This is a genomic window from Mesorhizobium sp. M1348 (genome assembly GCF_040317925.1).
GTDB lineage: Bacteria > Pseudomonadota > Alphaproteobacteria > Rhizobiales > Rhizobiaceae > Mesorhizobium.
Genome location: NZ_JAMYLH010000005.1, coordinates 99,133 through 118,452, shown reverse-complemented (window position 1 = coordinate 118,452; position 19,320 = coordinate 99,133). Strand labels below are relative to the sequence as shown.

The window sequence follows — 19,320 nt, the reverse complement described above, 5'->3', positions numbered from 1 at the left end:
GGGAGGCGTTATTCCAGCCACTCGGTGATGAAGCTGCCGTTCTCGTGTATGTCGGTGGTTTCCAGCGGGCCTGGCCCGAGATTGGTGAATTTGTGCGGCGTGTTCGGCGGTACGATCAGGATCTGGCCGGCGGTGGCCTCGATCTGCCGGTCGCCGACGGTGAACAAGCCGGTCCCAGTCCGGATGATAAAAATCTCGCAATAGGGATGGCTGTGCAGCCTGGGGCCGCCGCCGATTTCGGGCAGGTAGTTGAAGATCAGGCAGCTGTTCGAGCCGTAAGCTCCGCCTTGCAGCTCGCCCTGCCAGTGGTCGGGCCAGCGGTCGGGCGCTTCGGCCCATTTGTCGCGGTCTATGACATGCGCCATAGGCCGAGGATAAACCGGGCCAGCGCCAGCTGTCGAGGCGAACGCAGCCATTTGGTTTTGCTGCTGTTTTCCAATCGCTCCGCCGTGCGAATTACGTCCCCGCGACAATCTGCCCTTGTGCCTTCACCCGTCTGGACAAAAACAGGCTTCACGCATAAACCCAAGTCCCAAATGCCGGAGGAATTCGCTAGCCTGTTCGCCATGCGCTGTCGGGCCGGCGCGATTGAGCGGGGAACAAGGCTCGGCCGCCGGCACGGAAGAGGCGAAAGGATCAGGCACCCGTGAGCGCAACCGACACCCAGGATCCCAACCGTCGTGATTTTCTCTACGTCGCCACCGGCATGGCCGCGGTGGTCGGCGCGGGCGCCGTCGCCTGGCCGTTCATCGACCAGATGCGTCCGGATGCCTCGACGCTGGCGCTCGCCTCGGTTGAGGTCGACGTCTCTTCGCTGACGCCAGGAATGTCGCTCGTTGTGAAGTGGCGCGGCAAGCCGGTGGTCGTGCGCAACCGCACCGAAAAAGAGATGAAGGACGGCGAGGCGGTCAATCTCGCCGAGCTCAAGGATCCAATCGCCCGCAACGCCAACCTGCCGGCCGATGCGCCGGCAACCGACGCCAACCGCACCACGCCGGGCAAGGAAGCCTGGATGGTGATGGTCCAGGTCTGCACCCATCTTGGCTGCATCCCGCTTGGCCAGGAAGGCGATTTCGGCGGCTGGTTCTGCCCGTGCCACGGTTCCGTATACGATACCGCCGGCCGCATTCGCAAAGGTCCGGCACCCGAGAACATGGCGGTACCGGTGTTCCAGTTCATTTCCGACACCAAGATCCGTATCGGCTGAGGCAGGGGATATTTCCATGAGCGAGGGACACTCGACCTATACGCCCAAGACTGGCATCGGACGCTGGTTCGATTCCCGCATGCCGCTGCCGCGGCTGGTCTATGACAGCTTCATCGCCTATCCGGTGCCGCGCAACCTGAACTATGCATGGACCTTCGGCGGCATCCTAGCGCTTATGCTGGCGGCGCAGATCCTGACCGGTATCGTACTGGCCATGCACTATGCGGCCGACAGCACTCTCGCCTTCGATTCGGTCGAGAAGATCATGCGCGACGTCAATTCCGGCTGGCTGCTGCGCTACATGCATTCTAACGGCGCGTCGTTCTTCTTCATCGCCGTCTACATCCATATTTTCCGTGGACTCTACTACGGCTCCTACAAGGCGCCGCGCGAGTTGCTGTGGATCCTCGGCTGCATCATCTACCTGCTGATGATGGCGACCGGGTTCATGGGCTATGTGCTGCCCTGGGGACAGATGTCGTTCTGGGGCGCTACCGTCATCACCGGCTTCTTCACCGCCATACCGCTGGTTGGTGACTGGATCCAGCAGCTTCTCCTCGGCGGCTTCGCCGTCGACAATCCGACGCTGAATCGTTTCTTTGCGCTGCATTACCTTTTGCCGTTCATGATCGCCGGCGTCGTCGTGCTGCACATCTGGGCGCTTCATGTCGTCGGCCAGAACAATCCGACCGGCATCGAGGTCAAATCGAAGACCGACACGCTCGCCTTCACGCCTTACGCGACCATCAAGGACGGGTTCGGCATGATCGTGTTCCTGTTCGTCTTCGCCTATTTCGTCTTCTACCTGCCGAACTATCTCGGCCATCCGGACAATTACACCGTCGCCAACCCGCTGAAGACGCCGGCCCACATCGTCCCGGAATGGTACTTCCTGCCGTTCTACGCGATCCTGCGCGCCATCACCTTCAATATCGGGCCGATCAACTCCAAACTTGGCGGCGTGCTCTGCCTTTTCGGGGCGATCGTCATGCTGTTCCTGGTGCCGTGGCTCGACACCTCAAAAGTGCGCTCGGCGGTCTACCGGCCCTGGTATAAGCTCTTCTTCTGGCTGTTCGTAGCCGACTCCATCCTGCTGGGCTGGCTGGGTTCGCAGCCGGCCGAGGGCAGCTATGTGTTCATGGCGCAGATGGCGACGCTGTTCTACTTCGCCTTCTTCCTGGTAGCGCTGCCGGTGCTCGGGCTGATCGAAAAGCCGCGGCGGCTGCCGAATTCGATCACCGAGGCGGTGCTCGAGAAGAACAAGGGCGGCGGTGGACATCCTGCCGGCGCCACGGCCGCGCCGGAAACCAAGGGCTGAGCATGATTCCGAAAAGTGGAAACCGGTACTCGGACAAGGTCATGCTCGAGACGGTGACAGCGCGTCAGAGAATCTCAAGGGGATTTGGCATGAAGAAGATTCTCACCTCGCTGGCGCTGCTTGGCCTTGTGGCCGCGGGCATTGGGGTCGCGGGCACTGGAGCCAACGCCCAGGAAGAGGCGCACAATGAGGCGGCGCCGACGCATTTCCCGATACACGAACCGAAGGAAATGGATTGGAGCTTCGCCGGGCCTTTCGGCACCTATGACAAGGCGCAGCTGCAGCGCGGGCTGAAGGTCTATAAGGAAGTCTGCTCGGCCTGCCATTCGATGAATTTGGTGGCGTTCCGTACTCTGGAGGGCCTTGGCTATTCGGATGCGCAGATCAAGACGCTGGCGGCCGAATATACGATCCATGACGGACCGAACGATGCCGGCGACATGTTCGATCGTCCCGGCAAGCCGTCCGACCATTTCCCAGCGCCGTTCCCCAATGCGGAAGCGGCGGCGGCGGCAAATGGCGGCGCAGCACCGCCCGACATGTCGCTGCTGGCCAAGGCGCGCGGCATCGAGCGCGGCTTTCCGCGCTTCGTGTTCGACATCTTTACGCAGTATGCCCAGGGCGGTCCCGACTACATCCACTCGCTGCTGACCGGCTACGACCAACAACCGCCGGCGGGCATGGTCATACCGGAAGGTACGCACTACAATCCGTACTTCCTATCCGGCGTGTCGCTGAAGATGCCGAAGCCGCTCTCCGACGGCCAGGTTACTTATGATGACGGCGCGCCGCAGACGGTCGATCAATATTCGCGGGACGTGTCGGCCTTCCTGATGTGGGCGGCCGAGCCACACCTCGAGGACCGTAAGAAGACCGGCTTTCGCGTACTGGTCTTCCTGCTGCTGTTCGGTGCGCTGGTCTACCTGACCAAGCGCAAGGTGTGGGCCGGCGTGGCGCACTGAACCCGCGATATACGAGAATGCGAGGGCGTCGAAAGGCGCCCTTTTCATTGCAGGCATGTCGATTCATCGCTGCCGGCGCAGAGCAGGCCCTTTGTCGGACAATTTTCCGTCAGGCGTCACATGGCGGTAGCCGGACTTAGCTGCACCGGGTTACGATTGGCCAATTCCTTTCACGTCTTCAGCCGAATCTGAATGGCCCGGAGAGCCGCTTGATGAAATCCTCGCTCGAAGAGACGCTGCTTGCCGCGATCCGCACCATTCCGGATTATCCCAAGCCGGGCATCCTGTTTCGCGACATCACCACGCTGCTCGGCAATGCGCGGGCCTTCCGCCGCGCCATCGACGAATTGGTGCATCCCTATGCCGGCCTGAAGATCGACAAGATCGCCGGCATCGAGGCGCGCGGCTTCATCCTCGGCGGCGCCATCGCCCACCAGCTCTCGGCCGGCTTCGTGCCGATCCGCAAGAAGGGCAAGCTGCCTTACGAGACGGTGCGCGTCGCCTACAGCCTGGAATACGGGCTGGACGAGATGGAGATGCACAAGGACGGTGTTTCTCCAGGCGAGAAGGTAATCCTCGTCGACGATTTGATCGCCACCGGCGGCACGGCCGAGGCGGCCGTCAAGCTATTGCGGCAAATCGGCGCCGACATTCTCGCCGCCTGCTTCGTCATCGACCTGCCGGACCTTGGCGGCCGAGAGAGGCTAGAGGCGCTCGGCGTGCCGGTGAGTACGCTGATCGGGTTTGAGGGGCATTGAGCGTTTCTTCCTTCTCCCCTTGTTGTGGGAGAAGGGAAGAACTCCGCTCACCCCACCTTCACCAGCACGGCACTTTCGAATTCGATGACCTTGTCGCCGGTCGAATCGAAGGCCTCTGAGCGGAGCGTCAGCAGCCGCCAGCCCGGTCGCGAGGCAATGGGGCGATGGGCCAGCGCGGTGCGGGTGAAAGTCACGGTTTCCCCGGCATAGACAGGTTTGGGCCATTTGAGGTTCTTGAAGCCGGGCGAGGGGCCGAATTCCGGCACCGGCCCGGGGCCGGGCCAGCGGGCGACCTCTGCCTCCATGCCAGCCTCGAGGTTCAATTTCATCCAGGTGGCGGCGGTGTGCCAGCCCGAGGCGCAGAGCCCGCCGAATATGCTGTTCCTCGCCGCCTCTTCGTCGATATGGAATATCTGCGGGTCGTATTTGCGGGCGAAAGCCTTGATCGCCTCCGGTTCGAATCGATGCGAACCGAGCGTGACGGTGATACCGATGCAGAAGAATTCGTCGAGGCTCACGCACTGCCCTCGCGGGTGAGGAACATGACGGTGTTTTCGAGCTCGAAAACACCTTCGCCGCGCTGGTTGAACAACTCGCTGCGCATGGTCACCAGGCCAAGCCGGGGCTTCGATCTGGACAGGCGCTTGGCAAGGACGGTGGTGCTGCCGCTCAACAGGTCGCCGGCCAGGACCGGCCGTTTCCATTTGACCTGGTCGACGCCCGGCGCGCCCTGGGAAGTAGAGTCGAGCAGGAAGGCATCGCACAGCATGCGCATGAACATGGCGCAGGTGTGCCAGCCCGAAGCCGCCAGCCCGCCGAGGATACTGGCCTTGCCCGCTGCCTCGTCGAGATGCATCGGCTGGGCGTCGAACTCGCCGGCGAATTCTATGATTTCGGCGGCACTTACCAGCTTGGTGCCGAGGTCGAGCGAAGCGCCCTCGACAAAATCCTCATAAGCCCAGGTCTTTGCGGTCATGGTCTGGAGATCCTGTTCAGGATTGTACGATCGCTACGGGTCGGGGTCCCGGATGCAGGCAGGGTGGCGTTTGGTCAAGCAATTTCTACTGCGCCAGCCCGCTGCGCCCAAGCCGCAGCGGAGGTATTGATGACCCTACAGCCAGCCGCGGCGGCGGAAATACCAGAAGGGCAGGATTGCCGAAAGCACCATCATGCCGATGGCAAAGGGATAGCCAAAGTGCCATTTGAGCTCGGGGATGATGTCGAAATTCATGCCGTAGATCGACGCGACAAGCGTCGGCGGCAGGAAGATGACAGCGGCGACGGAGAAGATCTTGATGATGGCGTTCTGCTCGATCGAAATCATGCCGAGCGTCGCGTCGAGCAGGAAGCTAATCTTCTGCGACAGGAACGTGGCGTGGTCGGCGAGCGACAGCACGTCGCGCGACAAGGTCTTGATGCGGGCGCGGGTATCCTTGCTCATCCTGGTCTGCGTGGAGGCATGGGCGAGGAAGCCGGCAAGGCGCTGCAGCGAGATCAGGCTGTCGCGGATCGAGGAGGCGAGGTCCTCCTTGCGGCCAATGCCTTTCAACAGCTCCTGGAAGTCGCGGTTGCGCTTGGAAACCTTGGTCGAGCGTGCCTCGAAGATGTCGCGCGAGATCGCCTCGACGTCGCGGCCGGCGCGCTCCAGAATGTCGGCGAGGCGGTCGACGATCGCCTCCAGTAATCCGATCAGGATGGTGTCGCCGCTGTTGCAACCGGTCGCTACCTTCTCGGCGCGCAGCGGAAAGGTCTTAAACGCCTTCGGTTCGTGGTACCGCACGGTGATCAGCCTGCTGCCGGCGAGCACGAAGGTAACCGGCGACATCAACGGATCGTCCACCTCGGTCTGTGCAGGCAGAATGGCGGTCATGAAGTAGGCGCCGTCCTCGACGTAGAGACGGCTCGAGATCTCGATCTCTTCCATCTCCTCGCGGGTCGGAACGGCGATGCCGAGCCAGGTCTCGATTGTCGTCTCTTCTTCCTTTGTCGGGTTGAAGAGGTCGACCCAGACGACAGTGTCGCTGTTTTGCAGGAGATCGTCGACCAGGCGCAGGCGATCATTGTCGACGACGAAGGCCTTGATCATCGCCGGGTCTCCCTTGCTGTTGCCAAAGAGCGTTCGTTTGGAGGGGGCGCGTCAGTCAGATCGCACGGACACGGGCAGGTGAGGCGCGAGGCCGGTGCAGAGGCCCCTTAGACCCAGCACGACGGCCCGTCAAGCAGCGCAAGAGGCACTGCGACACCCCTGCTTTGAAGTTTGTCATCGAGCGACGGCAATGGTGACCATTGGGCTCCCTCGCGGTCAGGTGTTGAACTTGAACAGCATGATGTCGCCGTCCTGGACGACATACTCCTTGCCTTCGTCGCGCGCCTTGCCGGCCTCCTTGGCCGCCACTTCGCCGCCCAGCCTGACGAAGTCGTCATAAGCGATGGTCTGGGCGCGGATGAAGCCGCGCTCGAAATCGGTGTGGATGACGCCTGCCGCCTGCGGCGCCTTGGCGCCCTTGTGCACGGTCCAGGCGCGCGTCTCCTTGGGCCCGACGGTAAAGTAGGTGATGAGCTGGAGCAGCTCGTAGCCGGCGCGGATGACCTTGTTCAGGCCGGGTTCGTCCAGACCGAGCGTTGCCAGGAATTCCATTTCCTCTTCGTCCGAGAGCTGGGCGACCTCGGCCTCGATCGCCGCGGAAATCACGACGGTGCGGGCACCTTGCGCGGCGGCCATGTTCTCGACAGCGCTGGTATGCGCGTTGCCGGTGGCGGCATCGGCTTCCGCGACGTTGCAGACGTAAAGCACCGGGTGTGAGGTCAAGAGATTCAGCCCCTGCAGGATGCCCAGATCCTCAGCCGAGATGCCGTTGAGCAGGATGCGGGCGGGCTTGCCGGCCTGCAGCAGTTCAAGCGCCGCTTCCATCATCGGAAGTACGGTCGCTGCTTCCTTGTCCTTGCCGGCGGCACGCTTGCGAATCTGCACGATGCGGCGCTCGAGGCTGTCGAGATCGGCAAGCATCAATTCGGTCTCGACGGTCTCGGCATCGGCGACAGGATCGATGCGGCCCTCGACATGGGTGATGTCGTCATCCTCGAAGCAGCGCAGCACATGGACGATGGCGTCGACCTCACGGATGTTGGCGAGGAACTGGTTGCCAAGCCCTTCGCCTTTCGAGGCGCCACGCACCAGGCCGGCAATGTCGACGAACGAGATGCGGGTCGGGATGATCTCCTTCGACTTGCCGATCGCGGCGATCTTCTGCAGGCGCGGGTCGGGCACCGCCACCTCGCCGGTGTTCGGTTCGATGGTGCAGAACGGATAATTGGCGGCCTGCGCCGCCGCCGTCCTGGTCAGCGCATTGAAGAGCGTCGACTTGCCGACATTGGGCAAGCCAACGATGCCGCATTTGAAACCCATTTTTGTCTGGTCCTATCGGGAAATCGAAATTTGATCAGGGCTATGGGCGAAAGCGCCGATGATCGTCAAGGAGCAATTCAATTCAGACGCTGCGCGACGCCATCGGTGCCTATGGCCAACGAGCGGACACCGGACCTGCTCAGTATTTGCAGGAGATGCCAGAACGCGTCGACCTCGGCGGTTCCGAAATCGATCGTCAGTTGCCCGTCGAGCAATTGCACACTGTGAATGATGTTTCCGACGGTCTCCGATGTTTCACGCTCGCCATCGATATCGAACCAGCCGCGAAACCATTCGTCGAAGAGATCGCCGTCGAGCTCATTTACGGGGAATTTTAAATGAACCTCGTCCCATTTGAACGGTGAGACGAGGATATCCATTCCACCAATCCCGGCGTGAATATCCGGAGAGAATTTCACATAGGTTTCGCTATTGATGAATTGTGGATTTGGCTGTCCGTCATTGCCGACGAAATCAACCGCGATGAGATTTCGATAGAACGAATCGACATTCGAAAACTTGATCTCGGTTGCATGCGACCCTTGGCTGTTGCGAGCAAGTTCGCCGGCAGCGGCGACGAAATAATCAACATACTTCTGTCTGATGAGACGGACCAATTCCTGAACGTCATCCAGATCCATGGCTCAGTCCTTGCCGCCAAAAAGCTTCTTCAGCATAGCCGCCATCGGGCCGGTTTCGGGCAGCTTGGCCGCCGGCTGCTGCGGCCGTGCCTGGCGGACGTGGCTTTGCGCCTTTGGCGCCTTGGGCGGCGGGCGGTCGTCGTCGCCGGTCGGCGTGAGCTTGTCGCGCAGCGCCAGCGTCACGCGGTTCATGAAGGAATTGTCGTCGCCCTTGGCAAGCAATCCGGCATCGTCGGCGATAGCGTCGAGCAGCACCTCCAGCCACTCGCGGTCGGCCTTGGCGAAATCGCCGAGCACATGGCCATGCACCATTTCCTTGACCCCGGGGTGGCCGACGCCGATGCGCACACGGCGAAAATCCTTGCCGACGTGCTGGTCGAGCGAGCGGATACCGTTGTGGCCGCCGGAACCGCCACCGACCTTGACCCGCACCTTGCCGGCGGCAAGGTCGATCTCGTCATAGAAGGCAGTCAGTGCCGAAGGGCCGAGCTTGTAGAAGCGCAAGGCTTCGCCGACCGCCTGGCCGGACAGGTTCATGAAGGTCTGCGGCTTGATCAGGATCACCTTTTCGCCCGCAAGCGTGCCTTCGGCGATCAGGCCCTGGAATTTCTTCGACCAAGGCGAAAAGGAATGGCGGCGGGCGATCGCGTCCGCCGCCATGAAGCCGACATTGTGCCGGTTGTTGGCGTATTTCGCGCCCGGATTGCCGAGGCCTGCAAAGACAAGCATCGTCGCCTCCGGGCGGGAAGGGGGGTTACTTCTCTTCGGCGGCAGGAGCCGCTTCGGGCGCAGCCACTTCAGTCGTCTCTTCTGCAGCCTCCGGCTTCATCGCCGAGGAGCCGGCAATGGTCGCGATGGTGAAGTCGCGGTCGGAGATCACCGGCTTGACGCCGGCCGGCAAGGTGACGGCCGAAATGTGGATCGAATCGCCGATATCGGTACCGGTGAGATCGATGGTGATGAAATCCGGGATCGCATTGGCCGGGCAGTGGAACTCGACCTCGTGGCGCACGATGTTGAGCACGCCGCCGCGCTTGATGCCGGGCGACCTGTCTTCATTGATGAAGTGCACGGGCACGTCGACATTGACTTCGGTGTCCTTGCCGATGCGCAGGAAATCGACATGGACCGGGAAATCCTTGACCGGGTCGAGCTGGAAGTCCTTGGGCAGAACCTGGATCTTGTTGCCGTCGACATCGATCGTGGCGACCGTGGTCAGAAACCCGCCGCCATGGATCTTGTAGTAGATGTCCTTGTAGGTCAGCGCAATCGCCAGGGGAGGCTGCTTGTCGCCGTAAATCACTGCAGGCACTTTACCGTTGCGGCGAACTGCACGGGCGGACCCCTTACCGACCTGTTCGCGCGCCTCGGCCTTGAGCTCGTAAGTATCGTGGCTCATGGCATTTCCTTTCGCGTTGTTCTGGAGCGTTCGCGGCCGGCAATGTGCCGGGGCCGTAAACGTCGAAAGCCGACATAGCTAACGCATGACCTGGTCCGAAAACCGGAATCCACTTTTCGGGATCATGCGGGAAGGCGGCCTTCCGCCGCGTTGCCTCCAAGGGTGTCTACGCGGGTGGCGGCTCTATAGCGGAAGGCGGCGCGAGGTGCAAGCCATGGCAGGCACAGGTCTACAAGGGTTTCCCCCATGGCATGGCAACCACCCATGCCGATGTCATCAACGCCGACCTGCTGGCCTTCTTCAGGGCGTAAGGCCTTTCAGAACGTAACAAAAAAACACCCGGGTGTTCTTGTGTCAGGTCGTGCCGATGTCAGGCGATGCTCAAGCCGCCATCGATCAGCATTTCCGCACCGACCATGAACGGGCATTCGTCCGAAGCAAGAAAGACCACTGCGTTGGCAATTTCCTCGGCGGTTCCGAAACGACGGGCGGGCACCAGGCCGACCACAGCTTTCGCGCGCGCCTTCGCCGCTTCGGGGTCCAGCCCAAGTTTGTCGTTGAGCGGCGTGTCGATCGGACCCGGGCTGATCACATTGGCGCGAATACCGCGTTCTATCAGTTCGCCCGAGAGCGTCCGGGCGAGCGAAATCATGCCGGCCTTGGCCAGCGCATAGACGTGCGTTCCAGCCATTCCCATATGTGCGTTGACCGAGCCGCTGAGGATGATCGACGACGGGTTCGAAAACAGCGGAACGAGCGCCTTGACCAGGAAGTACGGCCCCTTGAGGTCGACATCGATGCTCCTGTCAAACGCGGCCTCGGTCCAGTCGCCAAGCGGGCGCAGGTCGGCGATACCGGCATTGAGGAAGAGAGCGTCGAGCTTGCCGAAGGTTTCCTCGATCCGCCGCGCTATGTCGTTCTGGGCAGCAGCATCTCCGGCGTCGGCGGCAATGACAAGCACATCACTGCCGAGGATGGTGCGCGCCTCCTCGAGACGGCTCGCATTGGTTCCGGTGATAGCGACGCGCGCACCTTCCTCGATGAAACGTCGCGCCGTCACCAGGCCGATGCCGCTGGTACCGCCGGTAATCAATGCGACCTTGCCTTTTAGTCTGGACATAAGCGAATTGCCTTTCCTGGCGCGGAGCGCTGCGCAGCATCTGGGCTGAGCCCGGTATGTTCAACTTGAAGGCGTTGCTGACCAAAATTTTGCCTTCAGGGGTGACCCTCTCTAACAGGCTTTTCACCCGGCGTATGGTGAAGGAATCATCGAGGGCGCGGCAACTGCCGCGCCCTCGTATCAATTCCGAAAGATGAACTGATTTTTAGCTGGCCGCCGCCTCCACCTTCCTCGCTTCCTTCATGTTAGGCAGGAGGACCGTCAGTAGCCCGAGTAGCGGCAAATACGAGCAGACCTGGAAGACGAAATCGATGCCTTTCATGTCGGCGACGACGCCAAGCACGGCGGCCGCGATGCCGCCCATGCCGAAGGCGAAGCCGAAGAAGATGCCGGCGATCATGCCGACCCGGCCGGGCACCAGCTCCTGGGCGAAGACGACGATGTTCGAGAAGGCCGAGGACAAGATCAGGCCGATCAGCACGGTCAGCACCATCGTCCACTCGAAATTGGCGTAGGGCAAGGCCAGCGTGAAGGGCAGCACGCCGACGATCGAGAACCAGATCATCGCCTTCTGTCCGTAGCGATCGCCGAACGGGCCGCCGAGCAGGATGCCCAGAGCCGAGGCGCCGAGGAACAGGAACAGCATGACCTGCGACATCTGCACCGAAACGCCGAATTTGTGGATGGAATAGAAGGTGTAGTAGCTGGCAAGGCTGGAAATATAGGCGTTCTTGGTCAGTACCAGCAGCGTCAGCACCAGCAGTGCACTTATCACCCTGCGGCGTGGGAAGGGCGAAACGAAGCTTGCCGCCTTGCGGTTGCCGATTGCGGCGCGCAGCCGGCTGTACCAGCCGCCGACCTGCCACAGCACGATGATGCCGATCAACGAGCCGCCGGCAAACCACGCGATGCTGGTCTGGCCGAAGGGCACGACGATGAAGGCTGCCAGCAGCGGCCCCATCGCCTGGCCGAAATTGCCGCCGACCTGGAACAGCGACTGTGCAAGACCGAACCGGCCGCCGGAGGCGAAGCGGGCGATGCGCGAGGATTCCGGATGGAAGATCGCCGAGCCGATGCCGATCAGCGAGGCACCGATGAGGAGCAGCGTGTAATGTCCGGCATAGGCCAGCACGACCAGCCCGATCAACGAAGACGCCATGCCGTAAGGCAGCGAATAGGGCATCGGCCGCTTGTCGGTGATCATGCCGATCACCGGCTGCAGCAAGGATGCGGTCACCTGGAAGGTGAAAGTCAAAAGGCCGATCTGCCAGAAATCGAGACCGTAATTGTCCTTCAGCAGCGGATAGATCGCCGACAGCAGCGACTGCATGATGTCGTTGATGCAATGGCAGAAGCTCACCGCCAGGATAACGGTGAAGGCCGTCGCCTGAGCTGAAATGTGGCTGGCCGCTGCCGGCTTGGCGTCGGCGGTTGCTGTGGTATCGGTCAAGGCAGGCTCCGTGGTCTTTTTGGCGGGCGCTCCCGCAGTCGGTCTTATAGGCCGGCTGCCTTATACGTTGCTTGTCACGCGACTTCTTTCGTGGTTTGGTCCAATAGTTTCGCAAGTGGGCCATAGCTGATGCCGCATGGCAGGGAAATGTTCAGAGCGGGCGACACCGATCTCGGGCTGTTGCATGAGCGTCGCTGGCAATGGCTGGAGCAGGCCGTCGGGCCGGCAGTGGCGCTGCCGACCGAATATCCGGACGGGTATCATGTGCCACGGCACCATCACAGCCGCAGCCAGTTGCTGCACGCGCTGGTCGGGGTCGTGCTGGTAACGACGCGGCATGGGCGCTGGATGGTGCCTCCGGACCACGCGATGTGGATCCCCGCCGGCACCGAACATTCCGTCGAGATGCTGGGCGACGTCAGCATGCGCTCCGTCTATGTGATGCCGGAGGCCATTCCCGGCCTGCCGGACAGGTTGCGCGTTGTCGGCATCACCGACCTGATGCACAGCCTGATCGTGGAATCGGAAAAGCTGCCGCAGGGCGCCGAGTTGGAGGGGCGGGGTGGGCTGATCATGAAGCTCCTGCTGCACGAAATCCCGAACCTGCCGGAACGGCCACTCGGACTGCCGTTCCCGTCCGACGCAAGGCTGGCAGCGCTGTGCCGGCGCTTCGTCTCGGCACCGTCACCGCATGCGACGATCGATGAATGGGCCGCTATCGTCGGCATGAGCCGCCGCTCTTTCACCCGCGCCTTTCATCGCCAGACCGGATTGTCGCTGTCGACCTGGCGCCAGCAGGCCTGCCTGTTCGCGGCGCTGCCGCGGCTGGCCGACGGCGAACCGATCACAAGGGTGGCGCTCGATCTCGGCTATGACAGTGTGCCGGCCTTCATCACCATGTTCAAGCGCATGCTGGGAGCCTCGCCACGCGGTTATATGCGCGGCGCCCGTGATGCTGGCGAAGGTGTGCGGCGAATAAGCGGTCCGGCTCGGCCTGAGTCGCAGTCCTAAAGCGCGTCGCGTTCGACCGGCCTCATGCGACGCGCTTTGGGTTCTTGTTTTTATGCATGTTCGTTATCGCAAAACCGCTGCACACTTTTGCGCGATACGCATTAATCGAACAGGCTCGACACCGATTCCTCGGTCGCCGTGCGCGAGATCGCCTCACCCATCAGTTCGGCGATGGAGATGACCCGGATATTGGCGGCGTCGAGCACTGCCTGGGTCGGCTGGATGGAATCGGTAATGACCAGTTCCTGCAGTTTCGAGGCGCCGATGCGGGCGATGGCGCCGCCGGACAAAACGCCATGGGTAGTATAGGCGGTGACACTGGTGGCGCCGTCGGCAAGCAGCGCATCGGCCGCATTGCACAGCGTGCCGCCCGAATCGATGATGTCGTCGATCAACAGGCAATCCTTGCCGCGCACGTCACCGATGACGTTCATGACTTCCGATTCGCCGGGGCGCTCGCGGCGCTTGTCGACGATGGCAAGCTGGGCGTCGATGCGCTTGGCGAGCGCGCGGGCGCGGACCACGCCGCCGACATCCGGCGACACAACCATGACATTGGCAAGCTGCTTGTATTTCGCCTTCACGTCGCGGGCCATGACCGGCACGGAAAACAGATTGTCGGTCGGGATGTCGAAGAAGCCTTGAATCTGGCCGGCATGGAGATCCAGGGTCAGCACCCGGTCGACGCCCGCCCTCGTGATCATGTTGGCGACCAGCTTGGCCGAGATCGGCGTGCGGCCAGAGGCACGGCGATCCTGCCTGGCATAGCCGAAATAAGGAATAACCGCAGTGATGCGCTTGGCCGAGGAGCGCATGAAGGCATCAATCATGATGAGCAGTTCCATCAGATGATCGTTGGTCGGGAACGAGGTGGACTGCAGGATGAAGACGTCCTCGCCGCGCACATTCTCCTGGATCTCGACGAAGATTTCCTGGTCAGCGAAGCGCCTGACGCTGGCCTTGCCCAGCGGAATGTTGAGGTAGCGGGCGACTGATTCGGCCAGCACCCTGTTGGAATTGCCCGCGAAGAGCTTCATGCACCGTTCCTGGCGAAGGATTGAGAGACTCCGATAGACACTCCAGCCTCTTAGTCGGGCTTTTAGCGGCCCGCGCCGGTATTGCAAGCGTCGTGAATGGGAATCCGCCGGCTAATCTCAATAAACGCTTACGGCTTGAGCATGCGGCGATAGAGCCAGTTCCATGCCGGCGGAATCGGGCTGGCGCTATCTTTGTGTTTGAGCATGGTCTTTTCCGAAAACCGGATTCCACTTTTGGAATCATGCTCCAGGTCAGCCGGCGCCACCGCCAAGCCAGGTGGCGAACTGGTCGATTGTCTGGTCGGCAATGGCCTGCATGGTCGCCGGCGCAACCGCCGCCCAGCCTTCACCGCCACCGACGGACGGCGCCTTCTGCTGGCCATTGATGCGATGCAGCCGGTTGCCGGCCGGGTCATAGATGTCCCAGACGTAGATGACGGTGGTGTCCTTGCCTTCCGTCATGGTCGAGAAATAGCCCTTGAGCACATGCGTTGGGGTCTGGTCGGTGCTGCCGGCCAAGGTGATGCCGCGCTGCCTGGCGCGTGTCTGAAGCTCGGCGGTCAGCGGTGTCGCGGCTTCTACCGAGGCGCCGACGATCGGCGCCACCTGCAGCCGGGTCCGCGCAATGGCAGCCGCGCTTTTGGCGGGCGGCACGGCTGCTGCAGCGGAAGGCTGCGCTGTACCTGCAGTTTGCGCGGTGCCGGCAGGCTGAGCCGGAGTTGAGGGGGGTGTTGCGGCAGCTCCGGCTCCGGAGAGCGATTGCGTCGATTGCGGGGCAATGGCCGAGGGTTCGAGAACGTCCTTCGCATTGGTGCAGGCCACCAGTGCCAGCCCCACGAGCAATGACACGGTCGTCACATGCGATCGTCTCATTAGCCTGAAAACTCCTTGGCGACGAACGCCCCTCACACTCTTTCCATTATGGATTCACTGCACGATCAAGTCGAGATCATGGCGGGACAGCGGCTTCGGCTGGGATTCGGTGGTCAGATAGGTGCGGCCAAGCGTCATCGCGGTTTCGGTTTCGGAGTCCATGATGATCATATGGGCGAACAGCGTCATGTTCGGCGCGATCGGTTCGGGATTGCCCTGATAGAACATCGGCATATCCATCCAGGACGGGGTGAAGCGGGCGCCGAGCGAATAGCCGCAGGCATTGAGCCGGTGCTTGGTTAAATTGTGGGCCTCGAGCGTGCGGGCATGGGCGTCGAACACGTCGCCGAACGTGTTACCGGGTGTCATCGCCTTCTCGACTGCAAGTAGCGCGGCGCGGGCGGCATCGAACAATTCCTGGTGGCGTTTCGATACCTTGCCGGTCAACACCGTGCGCATCATTGCCGCATGGTAGTGGTGGAAGACACCGGCCCATTCGAGCGTCAGCTGGTCGTTCTTGGTGAGCTTGCGTCGACCGGCCTTGTAGCGGCAAAGCAGGGCGTCGACGCCGGAGCCGATGATGAACTCGTTGGCCGGATAATCGCCGCCGCCGGCAAAGATCGCACCTTGCATGGCGGCCAGGATCAGCGCCTCATCGCCGCCCTGCTTGATCAGCGGCAGTGCTGCGTCCAGCGCGTCGTCGGCCAGATTGGCGGCTTTTTCCGCCTTGGCGATTTCGGCCGGGCTCTTGAACAGCCGCAGCCGGCTGACAATGCCGGAGGCATCCGCGATCTGCCCGAAGGTCTGCAACTGCTCGTCGAGGCGCCGGCCATTATAGGCCGTCAGGCCGTGGGTGTCGTATTCGACGCCGATGCGGGCGCCGAGCAGGTCAAGCTCGTTGAGCAGATTGCGCAGGTCGACCGCCGGGTTGGCGCCGTTGCGGTCCGTCCACAAAACGATGTTGTCGATGATCGAGGTGTGGCGCGCCTGGCGCAAGTCGGCCGAACGCGTCAGCAGCACCATCGAGCCGTCGGCCTTGACCACCAGGCACTGGAAAAAGCAGAAGCCGAAGGTGTCGTAGCCGGTCAGCCAATACATGCTTTCCTGGGCAAACAGCAGGACGGCGTCGAGCTTCTTTTCGGCGATCTCGATCATCAGTCGATCGCGCCGCGCGTCGAATTCCGAGCGTTCGAAATGCAGCGCCATCAGTCAGCCTCCAAAACGATTGCCGAAACCTGCCGCCCGTAGTCGGGCTCGTTGCGATGCGTGCTGCGCCGATAGGAGTAGAAAAGCTCTTCCTCGGCATAGGTGCAGCGATCGAGTCCTTCGGCGTTGACGCCAGCCTTGGTCAGCCGGTCGACCGTGTAGCGGTTGAGGTCGAACATCGCGTGTCCGGCATTTGCGGAGGGCGCGAAATAGCGAGCATTGCCGGCATCGGCGTCGACGAAGCGGGCGACGAATTCCGGTCCGACTTCGTAATTCCGTGGGCCGATCGACGGACCGAGCACTGCGACGATGCGGTCGCGCCGGGCGCCGAGGCTTTCCATTGCCGCGATGGTGTTTTCCAGCACGCCGGTGAAAGCGCCTTTCCAGCCGGCATGGGCGGCGCCGATAATGCGCGCCTCGGCGTCGGCGAAGAGGACCGGTCCGCAATCGGCGGTCGAGGCACCGACGGCAATGCCCGGCCGGTCGGTGACAATGGCGTCGGCCTTGGGCCGCTCGCCGGCAAAAACCTCCCTGGCAATGACAACGTCCGGCGAATGAACCTGGTGAGCGCTCAGCAGATGGTTTGCAGGCACGCCCATCCATTCGGCGACCCGGCGGCGATTCTCGCGCACCAGCGTCTGGTCGTCGTTCGAGCCGGTGCCGATGTTGAGGCCCCGGTAGATGCCGCTGGAAATGCCGCCGACGCGTGTGAAGTAGCCGTGGCGGATGCCTTGCGCCGTTTCCAGCAAGGGCGACCGAACGGGATCCGGTTTGGTCTGATTCAGCATGGCGGCTTTGTTGTCCGTATGGGCGATTTCGTCAAGCGAGTTGAAGACGGGCGAGTTGAAAACGGGTGAGTTGAAGACCGGCGAGTTGAAGACGGGCGCACTTGAAAGCTGGTCAGTTAAGGCTGGCGCAGTTGATGTCGGGCGCTAGCCGGAGATGGGAGAGTGGGAGAGGCGGCAGCGAAAAGTCAATCCGTGCTTGGAAACGGCGGAACGGCAATGCCGGCGGGGAGGACCGCAAGCACCTTAAAGAGTTCGCCCATGGCCAGCGGGCCGGCGAGGCGCTCGACGTCGGCCGCGATCTTTTCGCGAGCTGCCTCATCGGCATTGGCGCCGAGCCGGCCAGCCCGTTCGAGAAGCCCCACCTTGAGCAGGAATTCACCTTGCGTTGAGAGGTGGGCATCGAGGCCGTGTGCCCGAACGGTTGCCGCGAGGGCAGCGAAATCGACATGGGCGGTGAGATCGGCCTGCCCCGGATTGGCCAGCACGTCCTCATGACCGTGCTTGCGCAAGGCCTGCAAGGTGTCGCCGATCCCGGGCTGGAAGTGACCGTAGTCGAGAAACAGGCCGGCGCCGCCAAATCCGGCAAGTCGCCCGGCGATGGCCGCCATCAGGGCAGCGCGGGCTGGCGCCACCTCGACGATGGCACCTTGCGGCGCATTCTCGGCACCCTCCGGCAGCAGCATCGGGTCGAGCGAGCCGGCGCCGACGAAAAAGCGCAGCCGGTTCGTATCGTCGAGACCGATCATCCGTTCGCGCCAGCCGGCTCCAGCGCGGACGAACTGGCGGATAGGCACCGCGTCAAACAGCTCGTTGCCAACAATCAGAAGCGGCCCCTGCGCTAGTGTGTCAACGGCCTCATGCCAGGCGATGGTGGCCGACGTCCCGGCAAGTGTCCGTTTCTGGACCTCGGTCAACCGCGGACTGGTCTCGATCAAAGCGAACGATGCACTGGCGGTAAGCGTCGGATCGAGCCGCGAAAGCGTGCGCAGCATATCTCTCATCAGCGTGCCGCGGCCGGGGCCTATTTCGGCGATGGCGACCGGCGTCGGCCGGCCGATCGCCAGCCACGCCTGGTAGACCCAAACGGCGACCAGCTCGCCAAACATCTGGCTGATCTCCGGTGCGGTGACGAAGTCCCCGGCGGCGCCGAACGGCTCGCGTGTCGTATAATAGCCGTCCTGCGGATCGAACAGGCAGAGCGCCATATATTCGCTGATGGGGATCGGTCCCACCGCACCGATCAGCTCGGCGATGCGGGTTTTCAGCCGCGTCATGCCGGCTGCGGTTTTGTCACCGGCTTGGCTGTAGCCATCGCCCAGATGCCGGCCAGCACCATCGGCAGCGACAGCACCATTCCCATGGTCAGCCAGCTCGTGCCAAGGAGGTAGCCAAGCTGCTGGTCGGGCTCGCGAAAGAATTCGACGAAGATGCGCGAGGCGCCATAGCCGGCGATGAAGGCGCCGCCGACGAAACGCGGCGTCTTCAGCTTGAGCCGCGAATGGGTGAGGAAGCGCAGGATAAGGAACAACACCAGCCCTTCGAGCAGCGCTTCGTAGATCTGGCTTGGATGGCGTGCAAATGGGCCGCCATTGGGGAATTCGAATGCCCATGGAACGTCGGTCGGCCGGCCCCACAGTTCGGAATTGATGAAGTTTGCCAGGCGAACGAGGCCAAGCCCCACCGGCACGCCGGCGGCAACCACGTCGAACAGCGACCATGTGCGGATGCCGCGAGACCGGGAAAACAGCGTCATTGCAAGAATGACGCCGAGCAGGCCGCCATGAAACGACATCCCGCCCTGCCAGACGGCGACGATATCGAGCGGATTGGCAATGTAGCGCGGCAGATCGTAGAACAGCACGTAGCCGGTGCGTCCGCCGAGCACCACACCGATGGCTGCCCAGACGATGAAGTCGTCGAGGTCGACGGGCTTCATCGGCAGGGTGCCGTCTGGCCACAGTTTTGGGTTGGTGACGAGGCGCTTGGCATACCACCAGGCGAACAGAATGCCGACGATGTAGCCGACGCCGTACCAATGCACCGCCAGCGGTCCGATCCGGACGATGACCGGATCGATGTTGGGGAAGGGCAGGGCAGCCAGCGGCAGCAAATATTCGCTCAACAGGGTCTCCCGGTTCCGATCA

At 62.3% G+C, this 19,320-nt stretch carries 21 protein-coding genes and 1 pseudogene; 6 read left to right on the top strand and 16 right to left on the bottom strand.

Annotated elements, in window-relative coordinates; translation table 11 throughout:
* Nucleotides 1-8: 8 nt before the first annotated feature.
* On the bottom strand, nucleotides 9-365 hold the full coding sequence (locus tag NKH13_RS11345) for a cupin domain-containing protein (protein ID WP_352638465.1): 357 nt from the start codon (nucleotides 363-365) through the stop codon (nucleotides 9-11).
* 281 nt (nucleotides 366-646) lie between these two features.
* Between NKH13_RS11345 and petA the strand changes: the two genes are divergently transcribed.
* The 4 genes from petA to NKH13_RS11325 all read left to right on the top strand — a co-directional run bounded on the left by petA (nucleotide 647) and on the right by NKH13_RS11325 (nucleotide 4,245).
* Entirely contained in the window at nucleotides 647-1,207 is a 561-nt protein-coding gene (gene petA, locus NKH13_RS11340; RefSeq protein ID WP_352912537.1) for a ubiquinol-cytochrome c reductase iron-sulfur subunit, read from the top strand.
* Between the two features lie 16 nt (nucleotides 1,208-1,223).
* Nucleotides 1,224-2,525 carry a cytochrome b gene (locus tag NKH13_RS11335; protein WP_352488993.1) on the top strand — a complete coding sequence of 434 codons (1,302 nt, stop codon included), beginning with the start codon at nucleotides 1,224-1,226 and terminating at the stop codon, nucleotides 2,523-2,525.
* Nucleotides 2,526-2,614: 89 nt separating this feature from the next.
* Nucleotides 2,615-3,487 carry a cytochrome c1 gene (locus tag NKH13_RS11330; protein ID WP_292662132.1) on the top strand — a complete coding sequence of 291 codons (873 nt, stop codon included), beginning with the start codon at nucleotides 2,615-2,617 and terminating at the stop codon, nucleotides 3,485-3,487.
* 212 nt (nucleotides 3,488-3,699) lie between these two features.
* Nucleotides 3,700-4,245 carry an adenine phosphoribosyltransferase gene (locus NKH13_RS11325; RefSeq protein ID WP_352912536.1) on the top strand — a complete coding sequence of 182 codons (546 nt, stop codon included), beginning with the start codon at nucleotides 3,700-3,702 and terminating at the stop codon, nucleotides 4,243-4,245.
* A 47-nt stretch (nucleotides 4,246-4,292) separates the two neighbouring features.
* Here the strand turns inward: NKH13_RS11325 and NKH13_RS11320 are convergent, their stop codons facing one another.
* From NKH13_RS11320 to NKH13_RS11290, 7 genes are all read right to left on the bottom strand, one after another.
* Nucleotides 4,293-4,763, bottom strand: a complete 471-nt coding sequence (locus tag NKH13_RS11320; RefSeq protein WP_352912535.1) for a MaoC family dehydratase — start codon at nucleotides 4,761-4,763, stop codon at nucleotides 4,293-4,295.
* A complete protein-coding gene (locus NKH13_RS11315; RefSeq protein WP_352466830.1) occupies nucleotides 4,760-5,221 on the bottom strand; it encodes a MaoC family dehydratase in 462 nt (153 codons plus the stop codon). The genes NKH13_RS11320 and NKH13_RS11315 overlap by 4 nt, the downstream gene beginning before the upstream one ends.
* A gap of 135 nt (nucleotides 5,222-5,356) precedes the next feature.
* Nucleotides 5,357-6,331, bottom strand: a complete 975-nt coding sequence (gene corA, locus NKH13_RS11310) for a magnesium/cobalt transporter CorA (protein WP_352912534.1) — start codon at nucleotides 6,329-6,331, stop codon at nucleotides 5,357-5,359.
* A gap of 216 nt (nucleotides 6,332-6,547) precedes the next feature.
* The gene (gene ychF / locus NKH13_RS11305) at nucleotides 6,548-7,651 is read right to left on the bottom strand and encodes a redox-regulated ATPase YchF (protein ID WP_352912533.1); all 1,104 of its coding nucleotides are present in this window, start codon (nucleotides 7,649-7,651) and stop codon (nucleotides 6,548-6,550) included.
* 77 nt (nucleotides 7,652-7,728) lie between these two features.
* Nucleotides 7,729-8,292 (bottom strand): hypothetical protein, encoded by a 564-nt coding sequence (locus NKH13_RS11300; RefSeq protein ID WP_352912532.1) that lies wholly within the window; start codon nucleotides 8,290-8,292, stop codon nucleotides 7,729-7,731.
* A gap of 3 nt (nucleotides 8,293-8,295) precedes the next feature.
* Nucleotides 8,296-9,021, bottom strand: a complete 726-nt coding sequence (gene pth / locus NKH13_RS11295) for an aminoacyl-tRNA hydrolase (protein ID WP_352912531.1) — start codon at nucleotides 9,019-9,021, stop codon at nucleotides 8,296-8,298.
* Between the two features lie 25 nt (nucleotides 9,022-9,046).
* Nucleotides 9,047-9,691 carry a 50S ribosomal protein L25/general stress protein Ctc gene (locus NKH13_RS11290; protein WP_352912530.1) on the bottom strand — a complete coding sequence of 215 codons (645 nt, stop codon included), beginning with the start codon at nucleotides 9,689-9,691 and terminating at the stop codon, nucleotides 9,047-9,049.
* A 224-nt stretch (nucleotides 9,692-9,915) separates the two neighbouring features.
* Between NKH13_RS11290 and NKH13_RS11285 the strand changes: the two are divergent.
* A pseudogene (locus tag NKH13_RS11285) lies at nucleotides 9,916-10,002 on the top strand (alpha/beta fold hydrolase); the annotation flags it as partial.
* A gap of 59 nt (nucleotides 10,003-10,061) precedes the next feature.
* Here the strand turns inward: NKH13_RS11285 and NKH13_RS11280 are convergent.
* Nucleotides 10,062-10,811: an SDR family oxidoreductase gene (locus NKH13_RS11280; protein ID WP_292661315.1), complete on the bottom strand. Its 750-nt coding sequence runs from the start codon at nucleotides 10,809-10,811 to the stop codon at nucleotides 10,062-10,064.
* A 205-nt stretch (nucleotides 10,812-11,016) separates the two neighbouring features.
* Nucleotides 11,017-12,261 carry an MFS transporter gene (locus NKH13_RS11275; protein ID WP_352912529.1) on the bottom strand — a complete coding sequence of 415 codons (1,245 nt, stop codon included), beginning with the start codon at nucleotides 12,259-12,261 and terminating at the stop codon, nucleotides 11,017-11,019.
* Nucleotides 12,262-12,390: 129 nt separating this feature from the next.
* On the opposite strand from NKH13_RS11275, the gene NKH13_RS11270 reads away from it, so the two are divergent.
* Nucleotides 12,391-13,272: an AraC family transcriptional regulator gene (locus tag NKH13_RS11270; RefSeq protein WP_352912528.1), complete on the top strand. Its 882-nt coding sequence runs from the start codon at nucleotides 12,391-12,393 to the stop codon at nucleotides 13,270-13,272.
* A 101-nt stretch (nucleotides 13,273-13,373) separates the two neighbouring features.
* Here NKH13_RS11270 and NKH13_RS11265 read toward each other — a convergent pair whose 3' ends face one another.
* The 6 genes from NKH13_RS11265 to lgt all read right to left on the bottom strand — a co-directional run bounded on the left by NKH13_RS11265 (nucleotide 13,374) and on the right by lgt (nucleotide 19,298).
* Complete coding sequence (locus NKH13_RS11265) at nucleotides 13,374-14,309, bottom strand: ribose-phosphate pyrophosphokinase (RefSeq protein WP_254819191.1); 936 nt, start codon at nucleotides 14,307-14,309, stop codon at nucleotides 13,374-13,376.
* A gap of 252 nt (nucleotides 14,310-14,561) precedes the next feature.
* Entirely contained in the window at nucleotides 14,562-15,182 is a 621-nt protein-coding gene (locus NKH13_RS11260) for a hypothetical protein (protein WP_352713143.1), read from the bottom strand.
* Nucleotides 15,183-15,236: 54 nt separating this feature from the next.
* Nucleotides 15,237-16,388, bottom strand: coding sequence for a M24 family metallopeptidase (locus NKH13_RS11255; RefSeq protein ID WP_023678425.1), 1,152 nt, complete (start codon nucleotides 16,386-16,388; stop codon nucleotides 15,237-15,239).
* Complete coding sequence (pgeF, locus tag NKH13_RS11250; protein ID WP_352713141.1) at nucleotides 16,388-17,176, bottom strand: peptidoglycan editing factor PgeF; 789 nt, start codon at nucleotides 17,174-17,176, stop codon at nucleotides 16,388-16,390. The genes NKH13_RS11255 and pgeF overlap by 1 nt, the downstream gene beginning before the upstream one ends.
* A 185-nt stretch (nucleotides 17,177-17,361) precedes the next feature.
* Nucleotides 17,362-18,450 (bottom strand): class I SAM-dependent methyltransferase, encoded by a 1,089-nt coding sequence (locus NKH13_RS11245; protein ID WP_352912527.1) that lies wholly within the window; start codon nucleotides 18,448-18,450, stop codon nucleotides 17,362-17,364.
* Nucleotides 18,447-19,298 (bottom strand): prolipoprotein diacylglyceryl transferase, encoded by an 852-nt coding sequence (lgt, locus tag NKH13_RS11240; RefSeq protein WP_352713138.1) that lies wholly within the window; start codon nucleotides 19,296-19,298, stop codon nucleotides 18,447-18,449. The genes NKH13_RS11245 and lgt overlap by 4 nt, the downstream gene beginning before the upstream one ends.
* Nucleotides 19,299-19,320: the final 22 nt, after the last annotated feature.

Excerpts from the sequence above, each read along its gene's own strand:
- NKH13_RS11345 (WP_352638465.1), bottom strand. The coding sequence starts at position 365 with ATGGCGCATGTCATAGACCGCGACAAATGGGCCGAAGCGCCCGACCGC.
- NKH13_RS11335 (WP_352488993.1), top strand. The coding sequence starts at position 1,224 with ATGAGCGAGGGACACTCGACCTATACGCCCAAGACTGGCATCGGACGC.
- NKH13_RS11330 (WP_292662132.1), top strand. The coding sequence starts at position 2,615 with ATGAAGAAGATTCTCACCTCGCTGGCGCTGCTTGGCCTTGTGGCCGCG.
- NKH13_RS11325 (WP_352912536.1), top strand. The coding sequence starts at position 3,700 with ATGAAATCCTCGCTCGAAGAGACGCTGCTTGCCGCGATCCGCACCATT.
- NKH13_RS11315 (WP_352466830.1), bottom strand. The coding sequence starts at position 5,221 with ATGACCGCAAAGACCTGGGCTTATGAGGATTTTGTCGAGGGCGCTTCG.
- corA (WP_352912534.1), bottom strand. The coding sequence starts at position 6,331 with ATGATCAAGGCCTTCGTCGTCGACAATGATCGCCTGCGCCTGGTCGAC.
- ychF (WP_352912533.1), bottom strand. The coding sequence starts at position 7,651 with ATGGGTTTCAAATGCGGCATCGTTGGCTTGCCCAATGTCGGCAAGTCG.
- NKH13_RS11300 (WP_352912532.1), bottom strand. The coding sequence starts at position 8,292 with ATGGATCTGGATGACGTTCAGGAATTGGTCCGTCTCATCAGACAGAAG.
- pth (WP_352912531.1), bottom strand. The coding sequence starts at position 9,021 with ATGCTTGTCTTTGCAGGCCTCGGCAATCCGGGCGCGAAATACGCCAAC.
- NKH13_RS11290 (WP_352912530.1), bottom strand. The coding sequence starts at position 9,691 with ATGAGCCACGATACTTACGAGCTCAAGGCCGAGGCGCGCGAACAGGTC.
- NKH13_RS11280 (WP_292661315.1), bottom strand. The coding sequence starts at position 10,811 with ATGTCCAGACTAAAAGGCAAGGTCGCATTGATTACCGGCGGTACCAGC.
- NKH13_RS11270 (WP_352912528.1), top strand. The coding sequence starts at position 12,391 with ATGCCGCATGGCAGGGAAATGTTCAGAGCGGGCGACACCGATCTCGGG.
- NKH13_RS11265 (WP_254819191.1), bottom strand. The coding sequence starts at position 14,309 with ATGAAGCTCTTCGCGGGCAATTCCAACAGGGTGCTGGCCGAATCAGTC.
- NKH13_RS11260 (WP_352713143.1), bottom strand. The coding sequence starts at position 15,182 with ATGAGACGATCGCATGTGACGACCGTGTCATTGCTCGTGGGGCTGGCA.
- NKH13_RS11255 (WP_023678425.1), bottom strand. The coding sequence starts at position 16,388 with ATGGCGCTGCATTTCGAACGCTCGGAATTCGACGCGCGGCGCGATCGA.
- pgeF (WP_352713141.1), bottom strand. The coding sequence starts at position 17,176 with ATGCTGAATCAGACCAAACCGGATCCCGTTCGGTCGCCCTTGCTGGAA.
- NKH13_RS11245 (WP_352912527.1), bottom strand. The coding sequence starts at position 18,450 with ATGACGCGGCTGAAAACCCGCATCGCCGAGCTGATCGGTGCGGTGGGA.